Source organism: Kitasatospora sp. NPDC049258 (assembly GCF_040678895.1).
Taxonomy (GTDB): Bacteria; Actinomycetota; Actinomycetes; order Streptomycetales; family Streptomycetaceae; genus Kitasatospora.
On record NZ_JBFAQT010000006.1, the window covers coordinates 109,614 to 125,743 of the forward strand.

Genomic DNA, 16,130 nt, shown 5'->3' on the forward strand with positions numbered 1-16,130 from the left:
CGCGACGCTTCGGCAGCGGGCCGGCAGATGATTGACTGCACCGCATGGACCTCACCCGAGCGTTCGCTCACCCCACGGACCCAGCGACTCCGGCCGCGCCGCCATTCGACCCCGAACTGGCCGCTGTGCTCTCGGCCTTGGGCTCCGCCGCGAGGGATCCGCTCACCCCGGAGAACCTCGCGGCCCGGCAGGAGCTGGATGCTTCGACCCGGTCCAGGCCGACCGTCCGGGAGCTCCAGGACGGCGGGCGGTTCGAGGTGACGGAGGTTCAAGTACCGGGTGCGCCGGGCGGGCCGGAGGTCACGCTGGTCAGCGCCCGCCCGGCCGGGATCCCCGGGCCACTGCCGGTGCTCTACTACCTGCACGGCGGCGGAATGGTGGTGGGCAACGCCTGGTCCGTGGTCCCGGCGCTGCTTCACGAATGCGCCCTCCCGCTGGAGTTGGCCGTCATCTCCGTCGAGTACCGGCTGGCGCCGCGGACGCGGTACCCGGGCCCGCTGGAGGACTGCTACGCCGGACTCGTCCAGGTGGCCGCGCGCGCGGCCGAACTGGGCATCGACGCGGACCGCATCGTCATCGGCGGGAAGAGCGCCGGCGGCGGACTCGCCGCGGCCCTCGCCCTGCTCACCCGCGACCGGGGCGGCCCCAGGCCGATCGGGCAACTGCTCCTGTGCCCGATGATCGACGACCGCGGCACCACCTTCTCCAGCCACCAGATGGCCGGCATCGACGTCTGGGACCGCACCTCCAACGCCACCGGCTGGCAGGCCCACCTGGGCGACCGGTACGGTGCGGCGGACCTGCCCGCCTACGCGGCGCCCGCCCGCGCCACGGATCTGTCGGGGCTGCCCCCGGCCTACATCGAGGTCGGATCGGCCGAGACCTTCAGGGACGAGGACGTGGCCTACGCCAACGCGATCTGGCAGGCCGGCGGTCAGGCCGAACTGCACGTCTGGCCCGGCGCCTTCCACGGCTTCGACTCGCTCGCCCCGGACGCCGCCCTCTCCCGGGACGCCCGCGACGCCCGCTCCCGCTGGCTCCGCCGCCTCCTCACCCGCCCCGACCCGACCGGCGCTCCCACCGACTGAACCGGGCACGCCCCGCCTCAGGACACGTACTGCCGCGGGGTGAGCCCGAGGGTGCGACGGAACGCGGCGACGAACGAGCTGGCCGAGGCGTAGCCGACCCGGCGGGCCACGGACTCCACCGTGAGCCCTGCGGCCAGCAGCGGGATCGCGGCCTGCATGCGCAGCTGCTCGCGCCACCGGCCGAAGCTCGTACCGGTCTCGGCGGAGAACAGCCGGGCCAGGGTGCGGCCGCTGGTGCCCGCCACCCTGCCCCAGGACTCCAAGGTCCGGTCGTCGGTGGGATCGGCGGTCAGCGCCTCCGCGACCAGACGGGCGCGCGGATCGGTGGGAGGGGTGACGGTGACCGTCCGTACCGGGAGGGGTTCGAGGAGGTCGAAGAGCACCGCCTCGGCGCGGCCACGGGCCGACGGCCCGAGGCCGGGCCGGGTGAGGTGGTCGATCAGGTCCCGCAGCAGCGGCGGGACGGCCACCACGGTGGGATGCGGCCAGCCGACCGGGCAGCGGTCCGGGTGCACGTACGGGCTTCGCATCACGGCGCCGTCGGTGCTGCCGGTCGCGTGCGGGACGCCCCGGGGGATCCACAGCGCCATGGTGGGCGGCAGCAGCCAGCGCCCGGCCCGCGCCCGGACGGTCAGCAGGCCGGTGCTCGACCAGGCCAGTTGGTGGACGGGGTGCTGGTGGAGCGGGAACCAGTGGCCACGCGGCAGGGTGAAACTGCCGACCGCCACCGCCGCCGCACCGGCGCCCGGCTGTCCTGAACGCTGCCCCGAGCTCTGTCCCGAGCTCTGTCCTGAACGCGACATCGGTTGGCAGCCTAGCCCGTGGCTGCCGCAGAAGTGCCCCGACTAGCGTCGAAGCATGCCGATGAACACAGCGCACCGGAGATTGTGCAGCTCGCAGCAGTGGGCCCGGACCACCGAGGAGCAGATCCTGCCCTGGGCCCTGCAGGACATCGACCTGGGCACCGACGTCCTGGAGCTCGGCCCCGGGTACGGCGCCAACCTGCGGGTCCTGGTGGAGCGGGTCCCCCGGCTGACGGCGGTGGAGATCGACCTGGCCACGGTGCGGCTGCTGGAGCGGGACTACGGCGCCCGGGCGCGGATCGTGCACGGTGACGCCGCGGACCTCCAGCTCCCGGACGGGGCGTACTCCGCGGTGGTCTGCTTCACGATGCTGCACCACGTGCCGACCGACGCCCTGCAGGACCGGATCTTCGCCGAGGCGTTCCGGGTGCTGCGCCCCGGGGGCGTGTTCGCGGGGAGCGACAGCCAGCCCAGCCTGCCCTTCCGGCTGCTGCACATCGGCGACACCATGAACACCCTGGACGCCGACCTGCTGCCGGCCCGCCTCTCCGCCGCCGGGTTCACCGAGGTCGTCACCGACCTCGACCCGGCGGGGCGCCGCATCCGCTTCCGGGCTTGCCGCCCCTGATCCGCACTGCCCTGCCGGTCCGGCGCCCGGGTCGAGTGCTCGTACTCGGCCCGGGCGCCGGCGGAGCGTCAGGTCCACTGCTCGGACGGCGCCACGCCCGGGACGGGCTTGCCGATCAGGGCCAGCGGGACGAAGAAGTTCACCTGCCCGATCGCGATCGTCAGGGTGGCCAGCGCCTTGGGGTCGTAGTGGCGGGCGGCCTCCTCGTACAGGGCGTCGGACACCCTCTCACCGTGCGGGTTCGGGGTGAGGACCGCCTCGACCAGGGCGAGCGCGGCGCGCTCGGCCTCGGTGTAGCAGGTGGCGGTGTGCCAGGTCGCGACGGCGTCGATCCGTCCGTCGCTCTCCCCCGCCTTGCGCAGCAGGCCGGAGTGCATCGCGGTCAGGTACGTCGAGCCGACCATCTGGCCCGCGCGCAGCTGGACCAGGCCGATCGTGGTGCGCGGCACGGAGCGGTTGCCGGTGGCGCGGTACAGCCAGCCGCCCAGCTCCTTCAGCTCCGGCACCAGCTCGGTCGGGTCCGACATCCGCGACGCGACCCCGGCGGCGACGGCGGCGGGCTGGTCGGTGGTGGTGGCGTTCATGGTGGGTTTCTCCCTCGGTGGCTTCCGGTGCCTTCACCCAGCTGACGGATCCCGGGCCCCGGGTGTGACAGCCGCCTACCGGGAGGCGCCGCGCGCCTGCACCGCGGTGACGTACCGCTTGGTGAACAGCATCGGGGCGACGAAGCCGGCGATCTGGACGAGGGTGGCGGTGGTGGAGCGGGCCTGGCCGGCGTGGGCGATCACGGCCAGCGCGACGGCCGTCGCCGTGAAGGCCAGCGTCCAGACCGCGGTGATGACGGTGTTGGTGCGGACGAACAGCGGCTCGGCCCAGATCTCCGGCGGCGTGGACTGCTTGGCGATGCCGAGCGTGAACGGCCGCCGGACCGCCAGCGAGGCACCGGCGATGAGGGCGAGCACCGCGGAGTACGGGTGCAGCGCCGAGTCGGGGCTGGCGAAGGCCAGCGCGGCCAGGGCGGCGAAGAAGACGGCCGAGCCGGACTCGATGATCAGGGCGTCGGGCCGGTACCCGGCGGCGCGCTGCTTGACGATCACCCCGACCGCCACGACCAGGCCCGCGAGCGCGGCCCACTGCCAGTGGGCGGAGGGCAGGACCGCGTAGACGATCCAGGGCAGGAAGGTGAGGACGTAGGTCATGGTGTGATTCCCCCGTTGGTACCGCTGTCTGACATGTCGAAAGTAGAAGGTCGGATCAGACATGTCAATACTGGAAGGTAGGCTGGGGGCATGAGCCTTCGACACGCCTTGCTGGGACTGCTCTCGGACCGTCCGGCCAGCGGTTACGACCTGCTGAAGCTGTTCGAGACCTCGCTCGCCAACGCCTGGCCGGCGACCCAGAGCCAGGTCTACACCGAGCTGACCAAGCTGGCCGACGCCGGACTGATCACCGTCGCCGCCGAGGGCGCCCGGGGCCGCAAGGAGTACGCGCTGACCGACGCGGGGCTGGCCGAGCTCCGGCACTGGCTCACCGAGACCACGCCGGTGCAGCACGCCCGCAGCGACCTCCTGCTGCGGGTCTTCTTCCTCGGGGTGCTCACTCCCGAGCAAGCCCGGGAGTACCTGCGCTGGCTGGCCGAGCTCTCCGCCGCGGGCCACGACCGGCTGCAGGCCGTCAAGGAGTCGGTCGCCTGGGACGAGGACGACCTGTCGGCGCACGGCAGGATCGCCCTGGAGTACGGGCTGCGCTTCAACGCCATGCGCCGCGAGTGGGCCGAGTGGGCGGCGGACCAGCTCTGAGCCCGCGTCCGAACTCTCGGCGGGGACGACGGCGCCGGCACGCCGCCGACCGAACCACCGGAGGAGCTGGCGAGCCTCACCCGGAAGGAGTCGAAGTGGCCGCTTCCGCCCGTCGGGACGCTGGCCGGTCCGGTCGAGCGACGGGCTCGGGGGCCGATACGGCTCAGTTCACGTACACCGCGGGGCCGCCGGGCTGGCTGGTGTCGGCGACCGGGCCGTAGGTGGCGGAGAAGTAGCCGTCGGCGGGGCAGAGCGCCGAGCCGGCGCTCTTGGCGAAGTGCTCGTTGCGGAAGGCCAGGCTGTGGGCGGCGTTGTCGGCGTTGCCGGTGAACGCGCCGCTGAGCTGGTACGTGCAGGTGATGGTGCCGAACCAGGTGTTGAGCACGGCGGTGGCCTGGATCGGCCCGGCGGCGCCGCCGGTGAGGGTGACCGGGAGCCCGGGGCCGTCGTCGACGGCGACGCCGTAGGGGAGGTTGCCGACCGTCAGGCTGCGGACCGAGGTGACCCCGGTGACGTTGCTGGTGCAGGAGCCGAAGTTCAGCCCGGTCAGGGACTCGGTCGCCGTGCCCGGCGCCGCCGGGTTGGCCAGCACCTTGGCCGAGAGCTGGGAGACCGCGCAGGTGACACCGGTCGCGCTGGTCGCGGTGGAGTAGAAGGTGGCCCGGGTGCTCGCGGCCAGCGGAGCGGCGAGCACATCGCCCGCCGCGACGGCGGGCCCGCCCGCGCCGCCGGTGGTCAGCACCGGGCCGGCAGCGAGGGGGCCCGGCAGCGCGGACGCGGCGGCCGCGCCCAGCACGAGTGCGGCGACGGTGGTGGCGGAGACGGCAAGGTGGCGGTGAAGGCGCATGGGAAAGCCTCTTCCTCGGCGAGGGGGATGGAGAGGACGACCTTTCGCGGGCTCCCGGGCGGTGGGGGATCGGGGAGCTGTCTTCGTTGTAGAGCCGTGTCCGTGCACCGTCAAGGCACTGCGCCGAACTTGCTGACATCCAGTCAACAAGACCCCGCTCGGCACCCGCACGATCTCACGTCGATCCGACGACCAGGATCGCGAGCCCCGTGACCTGGACGGTTCGGAGGGGCTGCTGCGGTCTCCTGCCGCGGCGCGGCCCGCGAGACCCGACAAGGCCCAGGTGGGAACACCTGCGGCCCGCCGTCGGTTGTCGGCTGGTGGAAGAGTCCCGCTCCCGACCGAAGGATCCCCGTTGAGCCTCTACGACATCCCGCTGCACACCCTCGCGGGCGCCCCCGCCTCGCTGGCCGACCACAAGGGCAAGGCCCTGCTGCTGGTGAACGTGGCCTCCAAGTGCGGCCTCACCCCGCAGTACGCCGGCCTGGAGCGGCTGCAGCAGCGCTACGCCGACCGCGGCTTCACCGTGCTCGGCTTCCCGTGCAACCAGTTCGCCGGCCAGGAGCCCGGCTCGGAGGAGGAGATCCAGACCTTCTGCTCCACCACCTACGGGGTCTCCTTCCCGCTGTTCGAGAAGCTGGACGTGAACGGCGACGACCGGCACCCGCTCTACGCCGAGCTGACCGAGGCGGCCGACGCCGAGGGCACCGCCGGCGACGTCCAGTGGAACTTCGAGAAGTTCCTCATCGCCCCGGACGGCACGGTGGCCGGTCGCTTCCGCCCCCGCACCGAGCCGGAGGCCGATGAGCTGATCACCGCGATCGAGGCACAGCTCCCCTCCTGATCCGTCGCACCACCCGCCCGGGTGGCGGGCCCGTACTCGCTATGGGCCCGCCACCCGGGCGGAACGTTTCAGCAGCCGTTGAGCAGCGAGGTGAGGGTGGACTTCTCGGCACTGTCCACGCTCAGGCCGTAGTAGTACTTCACCTGTACCCAGGCACGGGTGTAGGTGCAGCGGTAGGACGCCTGCGGCAGCCAGGTGGTCGGGTCCTGGTCGCCCTTGGAGCGGTTGGAGCTGGCCGAGACGGCGAGCAGCTGGGGCCGGGTGAGGTCGTTGGCGAAGGCCTGCCGCTGGGCGGTGCTCCAGGCCCAGGCACCGGAGCGCCAGGCCTCGGCGAGCGGCACCAGGTGGTCGATGTCGAAGCTGGAGGCGTTGGTGGTGGTCGCGCCGTCGTACACCGAGGACCAGCTGCCGCTGACGGCGGCGCACGCGGAGTCGACCGACACCCCACTGCCGTCCCGCTTGAGCACCGTCTCGCGGGTGTTGCAGGTGCCGGAGATGGTGATCCAGTGCGGGAAGAGCGCCCGGTCGTAGGTCGAGGCGTGGGACTCGGCGGCGACCGGCAGCGCGGCCAGGTAGGTCTTGGCGGTCGCGGTGGAGACCGGGGTGGGCAGCGCGGCCTCGGCCGGGCCGGTGCCGGCCAGCAGCGCGGTGGCGGTGAGCAGGGCGGTGGCGACGGCGGCGGCTGCGCGGCGCAGCGGGCGGTTCGCGGGCATGCGGGGCTCCTGGGGGCGCGGAGAGGGTGAGTCCGGACGATGGCCCGTACGGACGGTCAACCAGCTTGCCGCGCACCAGGTTTACGCGGGTAGACCCGGTAGGTTAACTCTTCCCCCCGGCGCTGCGGAGGCGGTGTGTGCCCCGCTCGGGAGGGGCTCGGCCACCGGCCGGCGCGAGGTCCCGAAGCGGTGACAGGTCTGCAACTACCGGACGACCTGCGGGCGTCACATAGAAGTACCGGCTGCACACTGTCGGTGGGGGCGGGCAGGATCGGCGTGGTCCTGTCGACGCAGGGAGGGGAATGTGCGATGACGACGACACAGGCGCGGACCGTGCACGGGCTGTTCGAGGAACAGGTGCGCCGGTCACCGGAGGCGGTGGCCGTGGTGTGCGGCCGCGAGCAGCTCTCGTACGGTGAACTCGACGCGCGGGCCAACCGGTTGGCGCACCGGCTGGTGGCGCTGGGGCTGGGCCCGGGCCGGCCGGCCGCGGTGGCGCTGGGGCGGGGGCCCGGGCTGCTGACGGCGGTGCTGGCGGTCCTCAAGGCGGGCGGGGCGTACGTGCCGCTGGAGCCGACCGGGCCGGACCGGACGATCCGCCACGTGCTGTCCGACGCGGACCCGGCGCTGGTGATCACCGAGGAGGTGCACCGGGTGCGGCTGGCCGACGCCGGCGCGTGCCCGGTGCTCTGTCCGGACACGATGGAGCCGGAGCTCGCCGAACTGCCCGCCACGGCACCGGAGGTCGAGGTCGCCGGGGCCGACCTGGCCTGCGTGTTCTACACCTCGGGCTCCACCGGCCTGCCCAAGGGGGCGCAGGTCGAGCACCGCAACCTGCTGCACGCGCAGCGGGGTTGGCAGGAGGTCTACCGGCTCACCGCGGCCGACCGGATCCTGCAGACCGCCACGCTGGAGTTCGACGTCTTCACCGCGGACTGGCTGCGCGCCCTGGGCACCGGCGCCACCCTGGTGATGGCCCGGCGCAACTTCACCCTGGACCGCACCGCCGAACTCGGCGAACTGCACGCGCTGGTGGTGCGCGAGCGGATCACCGTGATGGAGACCAACGTCCACCTGCTGCGCCGTCTCTTCGACCACATCCAGCCGCTCGGGCTGGAGTTGGGAGAGGTGCGGGTGCTGTCGGTGGGCGCCGAGAAGTGGCACCTGGACGAGCAGCTGCGGATCCAGCGCTACCTCGGCCCGGGCGTCCGGCACATCAACGTCTACGGGGTCGCCGAGGCCGCCGTGGACAGCACCTACTTCGACCCGGCCACCCTGCCCGACCCGCCCGAGCACGCCGAGCGGATCTCCCTGATCGGCGTGCCCTTCCCCGGCAACCGGGTGCACCTGCTGGACGCCTCGGGCGAGCCGGTGCCGCCCGGCGAGGTCGGCGAGATCTGCCTGTCCGGGCCCGGGGTCGGCCGGGGCTACCTCAACCAGCCGAAGCCGACCGCGGACCGCTTCTTCACCGACCCCCGGCGCCCGGACGTCCGGGTCTACCGCACGGGCGACCTCGGACGGCTGCGGCCGGACGGCATCCTGGAGTTCGTCGGCCGCGACCTCGGCCCCGCGGCGGTCACCGCCGCCGAGGTCGAGGGGGTGCTGCGCGGTCATCCGCAGGTCCGCGAGTGCGCGGTCGCGCTGGTCGACCGGGAGCCGGCGCAGCGGCCCGCCCTGGTGGCGTACGTGGTCCCGGTGGCGGGCGAGACCCTGGACGTCTGGGCGCTGCGCTCGCACCTCGCCGAGCGGCTGCCGGCCGGATCGGTGCCGGCGGCCGTGGTGCCGCTGCCCGAGCTGCCGCGCACCCGCGCGGGCAAGCTGGACCGGGCCGCGCTGCCCGCCCCCGCGCGGGCCGAGCCCGCCCGGTCCGGCAAGTCCGGGTGGGCGCACGGCGGGAAGGGCGCGGGCGTCTGGCCCGGGTCCGCTCCCGGCCCGGCCGCCTGGATCGTCACCACCGCGGTGGTCGCCCTGCTGTCCCGGATGTTCACCGATGTGTTCTGGCCCGGCTCGACGGACGTGACCCTGGTGCCCTCACCCTGGGCGCTGCTGTTCCAACTGCTGTACGTGTGCGAGTCGGTGGGCTTCGGCCTGGGGGTCGCCGTGCTGTTCCTGGGCCGGCGGGTGCTGGAGCGGCACGGCCGGCCGGCCGGGCTGACCACCCTCACCCAGCTGGCCCTGGTCTGGCTGCTGGCCTCCTGGTGGCCGCAGGACAACCTCTACCGCACCACCGGCCGGCACGACTGGCCGACCCAGGCGGCGTTGGGGTACGCCTTCAACGTGGCGCTGATCGTGGCGGCGGTGGTGGTGCTCCGCTTCCTCGCCTGGCAGGCCCGGAAGCCGGTCCGGGCCTGAGGCGAGGGGATCGGCCGGAGCCCCCGGCAGCGCAGGAGCCCCGTCAGCGCAGGAGCCCCGTCAGCGCACGGCCCGTCAGCGCCGGAACCTCCCGGTCAGCAGGCTCCACCAGCTGCGGCGCTGCCGGGGGATGGTGGCGGTGGCGGCCGGGTCGGCGGACGGCCGGGCGGCCCGGTGGCGGGGGGCCGCGGGCTGCGCGGCCGGGCGCGGTGCGGACGCGGGGCCCCCGGTGACGACCCCCTCCTCGGGCCCGGGCGTCGCCGGCCGCGTCGTCGCCCTCGGCGCGAAGCGCACCGGCAGCTCGACCAGGTGCCGGGAGATCCAGGCCGAGGTCCAGGTCAACTCATCCTCGGTCACGGCGAGTTGGAGGTCCGGAAGCCGGGTCAGCAGGATGTCGATACTGGTCTCCGCGATGGCCCGCCCGATGTCCTGGCCCGGGCATTCGTGCGGACCGCCGCCGAAGGCCAGGTGGGACCGGTTGCCGTAGAGCGGCTTGCTCAGGTCGGGGCGGACGGCCGGGTCGACGTTGCCGGCCGCGAGGCCGAGCAGCAGCATGTCGCCGGTCCTGATCTGCTGGCCGCCGAGTTCGGTGTCGCCGGTGGCCCAGCGGCCGGCGACCAGGGACATCGGCACCGAGTCCCAGAGGACCTGGTCCAGCGCGTCCGGCAGGGTCATGTGCCCGCCGGACAGGTCGGCGCGGAACCTCCGGTCGGTGAGCAGCAGCTTCAGGGTGTCCGCGATCAGGTTGACGGTGGTCTCGTTCGCGGCGAGCACCACCACCCGCAGGTGCTCCAGCACCTCGTCGTCGCTGAGCCCCGCGTGGTGCTGCATCAGCCAGGACACCAGGTCCGCGCCGGGCGCCACCCGCTTGCGGTCCATCATCCGGCGCAGCGTCGCCACCACGTAGTCGTTGCTGGCGATGGCCGTCTCGGTGCCCTTCATCAAGTCCCGGGCCGCCTCGACCAGTCGGGGCCCGTACTCCTCCGGCATCCCGACCAGCTGGGTCATCACCAGCATCGGCAGGTGCTCGGCGAACTGGGAGACCAGCTCGGCCTGCCCGGTCGGCCCGAAGTCCTCGATCAGCTGGTCGGCGAAGCGGGTGACGTAGCGGCGGATCCCGCGCCGGTCGAAGCGGTTCAGGCTGTCGGTGACCGCGCCGCGCAGGCGCTTGTGCTCCTCGCCGTCCGCGAACACGCACAGCGGCTGCCAGGCGATCACCGGCATCAGCGGGGAGTCCGGGGTGACCAGATTCTGCTGGAAGGCCGTCCAGCGGCGTGAGTCCCGGGAGAACCGGGAGGGCGTGCGCATGGCCGTGAGGTTCGCGGAGTGGCCGAGGACCAGCCAGGCCGGCAGGTCGCCGTGCACCAGCACGGGCGCCACCTCGCCGTGCTCGGCGCGCAGCTTCTCGTACAGGCCCGCCGGGTCGGCCTCGGCCTCCGGTCCGTAGATCCGCCGCAGGCCGGCGGTGCCGGGGTGGTGCGCGGGGCAGCCGGGCGGCGGGGTGGGGTGGGCGTCAGGGTGCGGGGTGGTCAAGGTGTCTCCGGGTCATATGGTGAGGCGGTGGTCGCGAGCGGCGGTCGCGGACGGGCGCCGCGCGACCGGTCCGGCGCGGGCGGCCGGTACGCGGCGGTCCGCGCGGCGCGGCAGCGGCAGGGAAGCGGGGGCGGGGCGGAGGGCGTTCCGGGTGGCGCGTCAGGGCCCGCGGGGCGGCCCGGCCGACGGCTCGGATCCGCACGTCGTGGCTGCCGGCCGCCCGGTGGCGCAAGCGGTTTCCAGAATGATGCGGCACCTTCCTGCCGGCTGTCCGAGGCATCTCGCACGCCGGTGGAAGGGGGCCCGAACGCGGAGGTGCTGCCTCCAGCCTTGCCCCGTCCCGGGCTCGCGAGGGCGCTCTCCGGGCGCGGTTCGCCCATCAGTGGGGTCTCCCCGGGATTCCCCACCCGTGCCGGTGCCCCTGTGCTAACGACGGGCCGATCGGAACGCCAGGACTCCACCCGCGGAGCGCGGGCGCAGACCCGAGCCGCGCACCGTCGGCGGCGGCGCCGGTTCGGCCGCGAGCAAGCCATGCCGACGCTGTCCGGGCCTGCTCAGCAGGACCCCAGCGGGGCGAACGGGTCGCCGAGCGCCAGGTTGGCGGCCCGGACCACCGCCTCGGCCGCGTCCAGCGCGTCCGGGACGGTCGCGGCCAGCGCGACCCCGACGGTGGGCGCCGGTTCGAAGCCGGCCGTCGGGATGGTCGGCAGCAGGGCCGCCCCGAACCGGGCGCAGCGCTCGGCGAGCCGCTCCAGGTGCGCGAGCAGCGCCTGCTGTCCGAGCCGTGCCCCGAGCGGCAGTTGGTCGATGGTGCGGACCAGGTGGCCGGGGCCGCGGACGGCGTCCAGCCGGGCCTTGAGCATGAAGGCGGCGGCCGGGCCGGTGAGGCGGAGGTTGATCTCGGTCGGTGACAGTCGCCCGTCCCGGCCGGTGACGAAGTCGACGTCGTACCAGCCCCGGTGGCCCGCGGCCGCCAGCTCGCGGCCGACCGCCAGGCCGAACGCGGTGGCGGTGGAGCCGAGTTGCGCCGGCAGCAGGCCAGGGCCGACGGTGGCGCCGCGGTAGCCGGTGCCCTCGACGTCCATCAGGGCGACACCGACCGGGTGGACGCCGCCGTCCTCGTCCACCAGGCCGTCGAAGCTGGGGTGGCGCAGCCGCCCGCCGCCCGCCACGTACTCCTCGACCAGCAGCTCGGTCGCGGGCGGCAGGATCCGCTGCCCGGTCAGATCGCGCAGCAGGGCCTTGGCGCCGCCGGCCGCGGCGACCTGCGCCGGGGTCAGCACGGCGGTGCCGAAGCCGCCGACCCCGTGCCGCGCCTTGAGCACGGTGGGCAGGCCACGGGCGGCCCGCTCCGCGACCAGCGCGGCCAGCCGGCGCCCCGGTCGGGCGGGCTGCTGCGCCGGGACCAGGATCCCCGGGTGCTCCGGTGCGAGGCGGTGGAACAGGGCGTGCGAGCGGTCCTTGGCCTCGTAGTGGCGCACGGCCGCCAGGCGCGGATCCACGGGTGCGGCGCCCGCCGCACCGTCCGCCACGCCGTCCGCCCGTGCCGGAGCACCGGTGGCGTCGACGCCGCCGCTGCGGCCCCAGTGGTGGACCGGCAGCCCGAGACCGCCGATCCGGTGCCGCAGGGCAGGGCGGGCGGCCAGCGCGGGCGCCATCAGCCCGTCGTCACCCACCAGCCCGCTGTGCACCTCCACCTCCGGCCAGCCCAGCTCGCGCTCCAGCAGCCGGACCCAGCCCTCCTCCACCTGGTGCGGGAGCACCAGGACGGCCGGCTGGGGGCTGTAGAACGCGGCCAGGCAGGAGTAGTGGTGGCCCTGTCGCCTGGTCAGGTCGGTCTGGGGGATGAACTGGGCGTTGAAGTCGGCGACGTCCCCGATGTGCACGGCCCGCCGGCCGCCGGTCCAGGCCTCGACCCACCCTGCGCTTCGCATCCGCCGAGCCTACGGCTCCACCCGAACGGGCGGAGCCGGTAGCGGCACTGATCCGTCCTCAGGCCTGCTCAGGCCTGCTCAGGCCTCGCGATCGCCTGCTCAGGCCTGGCTCCGGCCCGCTCAGGCCTCGCCCGGCCGCCAGGCCGGCCACTCCCAGGGGCGGTCGGCCCAGCGCACCAGCTGCGCATCGTGCGGGTCGAGGTCCGGGAAGTGCTGCTTGAGCTCGGGCTCGAACTCCTCGGGTGCCAGCGGCTTCCAGCCGGCGCCCTTGAAGTGGACCAGCCGGTAGCGGCTGTCGGTCCGGAAATCGGCGATCTCGACCAGCGGTTCCACCGCCTTGTTCGCGTCCATCGTGCTCTCCCTGTTCCCGCGGGTCTGCGTGAGGTTCTCCATCCCGCCAGGATCGGGCCGGGCCCGGCGCGCCGCATCCGTGCCTCGGCCGGGTGGACGCACCGTGTCAGCCGTTCCGCAACCGCCGGTGCGTCGTTGGGTACGAGGAGGCCCGGCCGGGGCAGCGACCGGCCGGACGGCGGAAGGACACGCGTGGACGAGCAGTGGCAGCCACCCTGGCGGTACTCCTGGGAGCAGCAGGCGGCCGGGCCGCCGCCCCCGCCCACGCCGTGGGAGCCCGCACTCACTCCCCCGCCCCGGCGCACACGCCGGGTGGTGCGGATCGTCGCCGTGCTCGGCGGCGCGCTGGTGCTCGGCGGGCTGCTGGCCACCTGCGGGCCGCTGGCCGCCGAGGACACCGGCACCCTGGTGGGCGGCGCCACCGGCGACGCCGACCCATCCCCGCTCGCGCCGCCGCCGCTCCCCTCCCCCGCGCCCGTCCCGGCCGGCTCGCCCGAGGACCGGCTCGGCTTCGCCACCGGGAGCGCCGCCCCCGTCCTCTCCGCCGGGCAGCCGGCCGCGCCGTCGGCCTCGGCCTCGGCCGCGCCGGCCGCCCCCCGGACCGCCGGGGCCAGGCCTGCCCCCTCCGCACACCGGTCGCCGTCCGCCGCCGCCCGTCCGAAGGTCGACCCCTCCCCGGCGCTGCTCGCCGAGCTGAAGGTCTGCGCCGAGGCGGAGCGGCTCGGCCGGTGGGCGCCGGGCTCCGAGCAGGCCCGGGTCTGCCGGAGCCTGTACGGCGGCTGAGCCCGGGCGGCGCGCACGCCCGTACGGGATCGGTGACGGAACAGGTACCGAACGGGCACCCGGCACGGCACCCGCGTCGCGTACCGTGCGTACGGGCCGGCCGCGCGGGTAAGCGGCCCGTACGCGGGAGGAGACCGTCATGGGCAGAGGGGTACCGTCGAAGGGTTCGACCGGCCGGGGCCTGCGCGGGCTGAACGGCGCGGCCGTCTCGCGCTCGGCCTGGGGACTGTACCGGGAGACCCGCCGCCCCGGCGCGCCCGGGCTGGGGTCGCGGGTGGCCGCACTCCCCCGGCTGGTGGGGGACGTGCTGCGCGGCCGCTACCCGGGCGTCGGGGCCGGCAAGCTGGTCGGCCTCGGCCTGCTGGTGGCGCTGTACCTGGTGAGCCCGCTCGACGTGCTGCCGGACGTCATCCCGGTGGTCGGCTGGACCGACGACACCGCGGTGCTGCTGTGGTTCCTGACCGGGCTGACCAGGGAGTCCGGCCGCTACGTGGAGTGGCGGCGCGGCGAGCGGCCCGACCCCGTCTGACCGGGCCGGGCGGCGCGGCGGGCCCCGGAGCGCCTCAGAGCGACTTGGCCAGCCGCTCGAACCGCAGGTCGGGGCGGAGCGGCACTCCGAAGCGCTCGTCGCCGTAGGGGAACGGCGAGAACTCGCCGGTCCGGCTGAAGCCGCGCCGCTCGTACCAGGCGATCAGGTCGGTGCGCTGCTCGATCACCGTCATCTCCAGCTCGGCCGCGCCCCACTCCTCCCGGGCGAGCTGCTCGGCCCGGGCCAGCACCGCCCGGCCCAGGCCGCTGCCCTGCTGCTCGGGGCGGACCGAGAACAGCCCGAAGTACGCGACCTCGCCGCGGTGCTCCAGCTGGCAGCAGGCCACCAGCTCCCCGGCCTGCTCGGCGAGCAGCACCAGGGAGTTCTCCCGGGCGAGTACGGCGGTCAGCGCGTCGGAGTCCGTGCGCCGGCCCTCCAGCAGGTCGGCCTCGGTGGTCCAGCCGACCCGGCTGGCCTCACCGCGGTAGGCGGACTCCACCAGCGCCAGCAAGGCGGGGATGTCGGTCGGTCCGGCGGTCCGGAAAGTCAGGTCGCTCGCCACGTTCGCCACTCCCGTTCTCCGATCGGCAGGCCCCCCACGGGCGCCGAGCCGCCATCGTGCCACAGCCCGGTCCGGTCGCCGGGGCACGAGTGGCGCAATCCCACCCTGTGGTGGGCCCGGAGGAGGCCCACCACACCCCCACCCCCACCCCGACCCCGAACCCCGGACCGCCGGACCGCCGTCCACAGGCGCGCGCCACGGGCCGACCCGCGCGGCGCGGTGCGACCACCCGGGCGGGAGCACCGGGGCGGCCGGGACACAATGGGCCCATGAGGTTGATCATCGCCCTGGCCGGGCTGGCCCTGCTCTGGGTCACCGCCGCGAGCATCCTGCGCACCCTGGTGGTGCCGCGTGGGCTCTACTCGATCCTGGTGAACCGGCTCTGGGCGGTGCTGCGCAGACTGCTCCTGCTGCTCAGCGCGCCGTTCGGGAGCTACCGGACCATCGACCGGGTGCAGACCTGGCTCGCGCCGCTGATAGTGGTCTGCACCCTCGCCACCTGGCTGCTCGGCACGCTGGCCGCGTACACCCTGATGCTGTTCGGCACCTCGGGGCTCGACTGGGCGGTCTGCTTCCGGGAGGCCGGCTCCAGCCTGTTCACGCTGGGATTCGCCAGCGGCGACCGACTGCGGCTGTCCGCCCTGGACTTCATCGCCGCCGCCACCGGCCCGCTGATCATCGCCCTGCTGATCGGCTACCTGCCGACCCTGTACGGCGCCTACAACCGGCGGGAGGTGGAGGTCACCCTGCTGCAGTCCCGGGCCGGCGAACCCGCCTGGGGGCCCGAGCTGCTGGCCCGTCAGGCGCTGGTGGGCACCGAGACCGCGCTGCCCGACCTCTACCGGGCCTGGGAGCGGCTGGCGGCGGACATCGGCGAGGGCCACTCCAACTACCCGGTGCTGCTGTCCTTCCGCTCCCCGCAGCCCTACCGCAACTGGGTGGTCGGACTGATGGCCGTACTGGACGCCGCCGCCATGCAGCTCGCGCTCTGCCCGCGCGGCGCGCCGCCGGAGGCCCGGCTGGTGCTGCGCGCGGGTTTCAGCGCCATGCGCGACATCGCCGAGGCCCTGCGGATCCGCTACGACCCCGACCCCGAGCCGGACAGCCCGATCCGGCTCAGCTACGCGGAGTTCGACGCCGCCGTCGCCATGGTGACCGCCACCGGCTTCCCGGCCGAGCGCGATGTCGCCGAAGCCTGGCCGCAGTTCCGCGGCTGGCGCGTGAACTACGAGAGCATCGGCTACGAACTCGCCCGCCGCAGCGACGCCGTCCCCTCCCTGTGGACCGGCCCGCGCGACTTCCCGTCCGTGCCGATCCCGCCGCGCCGACCGGTCGACCGCCGCCCCACGGCCGGCTGAGCGTCA

17 protein-coding genes are annotated in these 16,130 nt (G+C 74.6%); 8 read left to right on the forward strand and 9 right to left on the reverse strand.

What is annotated here, in order from left to right:
* Positions 1 to 44: 44 nt before the first annotated feature.
* The gene (locus AB0K43_RS07800; RefSeq protein ID WP_363636912.1) at positions 45 to 1,088 is read left to right on the forward strand and encodes an alpha/beta hydrolase; all 1,044 of its coding nucleotides are present in this window, start codon (positions 45 to 47) and stop codon (positions 1,086 to 1,088) included.
* A gap of 17 nt (positions 1,089 to 1,105) precedes the next feature.
* Here AB0K43_RS07800 and AB0K43_RS07805 read toward each other — a convergent pair whose 3' ends face one another.
* The gene (locus tag AB0K43_RS07805) at positions 1,106 to 1,891 is read right to left on the reverse strand and encodes a helix-turn-helix transcriptional regulator (RefSeq protein ID WP_363636914.1); all 786 of its coding nucleotides are present in this window, start codon (positions 1,889 to 1,891) and stop codon (positions 1,106 to 1,108) included.
* A 55-nt stretch (positions 1,892 to 1,946) separates the two neighbouring features.
* Here AB0K43_RS07805 and AB0K43_RS07810 point away from each other — a divergent pair, with 55 nt between their 5' ends.
* On the forward strand, positions 1,947 to 2,519 hold the full coding sequence (locus AB0K43_RS07810; RefSeq protein WP_363636916.1) for a class I SAM-dependent methyltransferase: 573 nt from the start codon (positions 1,947 to 1,949) through the stop codon (positions 2,517 to 2,519).
* Between the two features lie 68 nt (positions 2,520 to 2,587).
* On the opposite strand, the gene AB0K43_RS07815 is transcribed toward AB0K43_RS07810, so the two are convergent.
* Positions 2,588 to 3,103: a carboxymuconolactone decarboxylase family protein gene (locus tag AB0K43_RS07815; RefSeq protein ID WP_363636918.1), complete on the reverse strand. Its 516-nt coding sequence runs from the start codon at positions 3,101 to 3,103 to the stop codon at positions 2,588 to 2,590.
* Between the two features lie 75 nt (positions 3,104 to 3,178).
* On the reverse strand, positions 3,179 to 3,718 hold the full coding sequence (locus tag AB0K43_RS07820) for a hypothetical protein (RefSeq protein WP_363636920.1): 540 nt from the start codon (positions 3,716 to 3,718) through the stop codon (positions 3,179 to 3,181).
* Positions 3,719 to 3,808: 90 nt separating this feature from the next.
* Here AB0K43_RS07820 and AB0K43_RS07825 point away from each other — a divergent pair, with 90 nt between their 5' ends.
* Positions 3,809 to 4,318 carry a PadR family transcriptional regulator gene (locus tag AB0K43_RS07825; protein ID WP_363636922.1) on the forward strand — a complete coding sequence of 170 codons (510 nt, stop codon included), beginning with the start codon at positions 3,809 to 3,811 and terminating at the stop codon, positions 4,316 to 4,318.
* A gap of 163 nt (positions 4,319 to 4,481) precedes the next feature.
* Here the strand turns inward: AB0K43_RS07825 and AB0K43_RS07830 are convergent, their stop codons facing one another.
* Positions 4,482 to 5,165, reverse strand: a complete 684-nt coding sequence (locus tag AB0K43_RS07830; protein WP_363636924.1) for a Tat pathway signal sequence domain protein — start codon at positions 5,163 to 5,165, stop codon at positions 4,482 to 4,484.
* Positions 5,166 to 5,520: 355 nt separating this feature from the next.
* Here AB0K43_RS07830 and AB0K43_RS07835 point away from each other — a divergent pair, with 355 nt between their 5' ends.
* A complete protein-coding gene (locus AB0K43_RS07835; RefSeq protein ID WP_363636925.1) occupies positions 5,521 to 6,009 on the forward strand; it encodes a glutathione peroxidase in 489 nt (162 codons plus the stop codon).
* 68 nt (positions 6,010 to 6,077) lie between these two features.
* Here the strand turns inward: AB0K43_RS07835 and AB0K43_RS07840 are convergent, their stop codons facing one another.
* Positions 6,078 to 6,722 carry an HNH endonuclease family protein gene (locus AB0K43_RS07840; RefSeq protein ID WP_363636927.1) on the reverse strand — a complete coding sequence of 215 codons (645 nt, stop codon included), beginning with the start codon at positions 6,720 to 6,722 and terminating at the stop codon, positions 6,078 to 6,080.
* A 309-nt stretch (positions 6,723 to 7,031) separates the two neighbouring features.
* Here AB0K43_RS07840 and AB0K43_RS07845 point away from each other — a divergent pair, with 309 nt between their 5' ends.
* A complete protein-coding gene (locus tag AB0K43_RS07845) occupies positions 7,032 to 9,074 on the forward strand; it encodes an amino acid adenylation domain-containing protein (RefSeq protein WP_363636929.1) in 2,043 nt (680 codons plus the stop codon).
* 75 nt (positions 9,075 to 9,149) lie between these two features.
* On the opposite strand, the gene AB0K43_RS07850 is transcribed toward AB0K43_RS07845, so the two are convergent.
* From AB0K43_RS07850 to AB0K43_RS07860, 3 genes are all read right to left on the reverse strand, one after another.
* Entirely contained in the window at positions 9,150 to 10,607 is a 1,458-nt protein-coding gene (locus tag AB0K43_RS07850; RefSeq protein ID WP_363636931.1) for a cytochrome P450, read from the reverse strand.
* A gap of 554 nt (positions 10,608 to 11,161) precedes the next feature.
* The gene (locus AB0K43_RS07855) at positions 11,162 to 12,541 is read right to left on the reverse strand and encodes a hypothetical protein (RefSeq protein ID WP_363636933.1); all 1,380 of its coding nucleotides are present in this window, start codon (positions 12,539 to 12,541) and stop codon (positions 11,162 to 11,164) included.
* Between the two features lie 120 nt (positions 12,542 to 12,661).
* The gene (locus tag AB0K43_RS07860) at positions 12,662 to 12,892 is read right to left on the reverse strand and encodes a hypothetical protein (RefSeq protein ID WP_363636935.1); all 231 of its coding nucleotides are present in this window, start codon (positions 12,890 to 12,892) and stop codon (positions 12,662 to 12,664) included.
* 192 nt (positions 12,893 to 13,084) lie between these two features.
* Between AB0K43_RS07860 and AB0K43_RS07865 the strand changes: the two genes are divergently transcribed.
* Together AB0K43_RS07865 and AB0K43_RS07870 are read left to right on the forward strand one after the other, a co-directional pair.
* Complete coding sequence (locus AB0K43_RS07865) at positions 13,085 to 13,675, forward strand: hypothetical protein (protein ID WP_363636937.1); 591 nt, start codon at positions 13,085 to 13,087, stop codon at positions 13,673 to 13,675.
* Positions 13,676 to 13,814: 139 nt separating this feature from the next.
* On the forward strand, positions 13,815 to 14,204 hold the full coding sequence (locus tag AB0K43_RS07870; RefSeq protein WP_363636939.1) for a YkvA family protein: 390 nt from the start codon (positions 13,815 to 13,817) through the stop codon (positions 14,202 to 14,204).
* A gap of 34 nt (positions 14,205 to 14,238) precedes the next feature.
* On the opposite strand, the gene AB0K43_RS07875 is transcribed toward AB0K43_RS07870, so the two are convergent.
* Positions 14,239 to 14,766: a GNAT family N-acetyltransferase gene (locus AB0K43_RS07875; RefSeq protein WP_363636941.1), complete on the reverse strand. Its 528-nt coding sequence runs from the start codon at positions 14,764 to 14,766 to the stop codon at positions 14,239 to 14,241.
* A gap of 269 nt (positions 14,767 to 15,035) precedes the next feature.
* Between AB0K43_RS07875 and AB0K43_RS07880 the strand changes: the two genes are divergently transcribed.
* Positions 15,036 to 16,124, forward strand: coding sequence for a hypothetical protein (locus AB0K43_RS07880; RefSeq protein ID WP_363636942.1), 1,089 nt, complete (start codon positions 15,036 to 15,038; stop codon positions 16,122 to 16,124).
* The last annotated feature ends 6 nt before the right edge of the window (positions 16,125 to 16,130 follow it).